Source organism: Hafnia alvei (genome assembly GCF_900095695.1).
In the GTDB taxonomy this organism is placed as follows: domain Bacteria; phylum Pseudomonadota; class Gammaproteobacteria; order Enterobacterales; family Enterobacteriaceae; genus Hafnia; species Hafnia alvei_B.
In genome coordinates this window covers 1-2,809 of sequence record NZ_FMIQ01000066.1, presented here as the reverse complement: position 1 = coordinate 2,809, position 2,809 = coordinate 1, and the positions used below count along the sequence as shown (strand labels likewise).

2 protein-coding genes and 1 pseudogene are annotated in these 2,809 nt (G+C 44.3%); 2 read left to right on the top strand and 1 reads right to left on the bottom strand.

Annotated elements, in window-relative coordinates; translation table 11 throughout:
• Together BN1044_RS18090 and BN1044_RS18085 are read left to right on the top strand one after the other, a co-directional pair.
• The coding region (locus tag BN1044_RS18090) for an inovirus Gp2 family protein (RefSeq protein WP_139130975.1) at nt 1-564 on the top strand (564 nt) is incomplete at its 5' end.
• Nucleotides 565-683: 119 nt separating this feature from the next.
• Nucleotides 684-899: a helix-turn-helix transcriptional regulator gene (locus BN1044_RS18085; RefSeq protein ID WP_072309845.1), complete on the top strand. Its 216-nt coding sequence runs from the start codon at nt 684-686 to the stop codon at nt 897-899.
• Between the two features lie 185 nt (nt 900-1,084).
• On the opposite strand, the pseudogene BN1044_RS18080 reads toward BN1044_RS18085, so the two are convergent.
• A pseudogene (locus tag BN1044_RS18080) lies at nt 1,085-2,461 on the bottom strand (ISL3 family transposase); the annotation flags it as partial.
• Nucleotides 2,462-2,809 lie beyond the last annotated feature (348 nt).

Here is a 2,809-nt window from a genome sequence, read left to right as displayed (position 1 = left end):
ATTAAGGGATGTCTGGATGAATATCCACGAACAATGGTATTGCGGATTGACCTCCGCCTGCCTGACATTGACGATAAATTATATAACGCAGATGCCTCAGTAATTACCCGGTTTACCATTTCACTGAGGGCTCAGATTGTTGCTGACCAACTTCGGAAACGAAAATCAGGTAAACGGGTCCATGACTGTCGCGTTCGTATTATCTGGGTAAGAGAGTTTAATGCGTGTGGAAAAAAACATTATCACGTGGCACTGCTCTTGAACCGTGAAGCATATGCTTATCCAGGGAGTTATTCCCGCAGGAATGGAAACTATCCCCATAATCTAGCTGTGATGATTATGGAGGCTTGGGTAAGGTCGTTGGGGCTTAGTACCGCGCCAAATCATGAGCAATATTATGCTCTGGTAGAGTTTCCCGCTAATGGCTGTTATCACCTGAGTAGAAATCATAAAGACTTTGAGCATCAGCTATCAAATGTGACTCACCGCGTTAACTATCTGGCCAAGAATTTCAGTAAAGATAACTCAGACGGCCTACGTAACTTCGGTTGCAGTCAATTCTGATTGAGTGACAAGTATTTTTCAACTGGCGAGGGAATGTTATGGCGGAGTGTCGGAACCGAATAAATCATTCATTCTAACGCTCCTGTCTTTCATTTCCTTTAAGGCAGAGAAAAATCACGATGACAAACACAAGCAGTACCACTGGTTTATTGAATGACAAAATGGTAGATATGGCATTTATCACCACATTTACAGGTTTGTCGGATAAATGGTTCTATAAATTAATTCAAGAGGGCTTGTTCCCAAAACCCATTAAAATGGGGCGAAGCTCTCGCTGGATGCAAAGTGAAATAGAGGAATGGGTTAAGAAACGCATAGCAGAATCTCGCAGGTAATATATTTATTGATACATTGATATTTAGCCGTTATTTCATGAATATATGTGGTTCTGTGATGTATCTAGGCTGTTTTTTAATACTGTCCTCATCTCTGTTTCCTTAAGTGGGCCACGGGTATTTTACCTTCACTGAGTGTCAACAACGGTTTAAAAGTGGGTCTTTCGCAACTTGGGTGGATCCGATCATGCAAAAGGATTCATCACTCGCCGCCTGAGCAACTCGAACCCAGCACAGCAATATATATGGTGTTTCAACATGTTCAGTCGGTTTACATGCCCCTCAACAACGCCGTTACTCCAACTGGAACAGATAGCTTCAACTATTGCGGCTGCGTCAGATTCCATTCCTGCGGCAACACGTTGGAGGTCAATCAACCCGCTTTCGCCTACATTGATGAACCACGAATTTAACAATGTTTTATTTTTCGTTTTCAGTATTCTGTAAAAGTCGAGAAGCTGCTGCGCCATTTTCAACTGAGGCTCTTTTTCTTGCATCAACCCGATAAACAGTGATGCGTAGTTTTCCTCCCCTCTGATTATTCTCCATGGCATCAACCAGCGGCTGACTCTTGAGGAAGAGGGAAGACGAAGCGAAGCAGAAGCGGCTCCTTCACCCCTTTCCGCCATTTGGTAATGGCACCTTTGACCGTTATTTCACTGCCACCATATCCCGCAATATCTGGCTGGCATTATGGCTAACCTTTTCCTGTTGTTGTTCCAACCAAACGCGCCATGAATCAAGAAGGCTGGGCATCAGTGGCCTGATTGACATCTCAGGGAACGTAACCGACTGTATCCATCGGCGAGCAGCTATCCGCGATACCCCGATTATAAGAAATATTTCCCTGATCCCTCACCCATTTTTATGAAGGGAGTTCACTTCTGCCCAACGTTGAAGCCGCTTTTCACGCCTCTGTTGCTTGATCCGATCCGGATGGAGAAGTACCGGTTAGATTGCTGATTGAACTTCAGGTGCATTTTTCTTGGGCGACAGTTCAGTGGCAACCTTCCTTATCAGCGGCATATGCCTGTGCATCATCCGCTCTCATGAATCTCCAATATTCTTCAGGAGGTGCCAACGATCGGTGACCTGTCAGGCTTGCGGCGCACCATCACGTGCGGCCATCACATAAATGCCACTGTGATCGCGTGAGACAACCTGTATTTCCGGATATTTTCTGGACTAGGCGGTCAAGAAGTGTTGTTCGCGCCCTAGAAGAAGTACCAGAGGGCGATGAGTATCAAGGTTGACGATCAACGCGCCATATCGATGACCACGATACCATGCCCACTCATCGATCCCAACATGTGGCGTTAGAGTTTGTACTGGTTCAGACGCCTGAACTACTCTGCGCAGGTTAGGATACTCGTTGTTGTCGCAGCTCGCTTCTTGGTCTCGCCATCGGCGATTAGTCCCAGTTGGTGCAGTAAATTCTGCAGATCCTCTGGGGATTGCGGCCTATAGCCAGCGAAAGGGACCAGAGATTCAACGAAGATTTTACGCAAGCACGCCGAGTTACGGCAGTACCAATGGCGGATGGCAAAGCTTAGATAAAGCGTTTATCACACTGATTATCTGCGCTGTAATCTATCACCATATAGAAATGTCACTTTTGCGGCATAAAGCATAAAATCTTCTCTGCAACAATATCTTAGCATCTTCTATGATGCCAATTTCAGTAAGTCAAAAAATAGCAGTCACAAATTAATAGTGCGCTAATTATGTATCTATTTATTAGTTGAGCGCTACATCACAATTTTGATCCAAGACAAAAATTAGGATTTTTCACTTTTTAAGTGAAATTTCATTGAATTCCCTCATTGGTAAAATAGGCTGCACATTATCTCACGCCTTACCCCATAATGATTGCAAGGTTATTTGCTGGAAAATTATTATATATCAATATC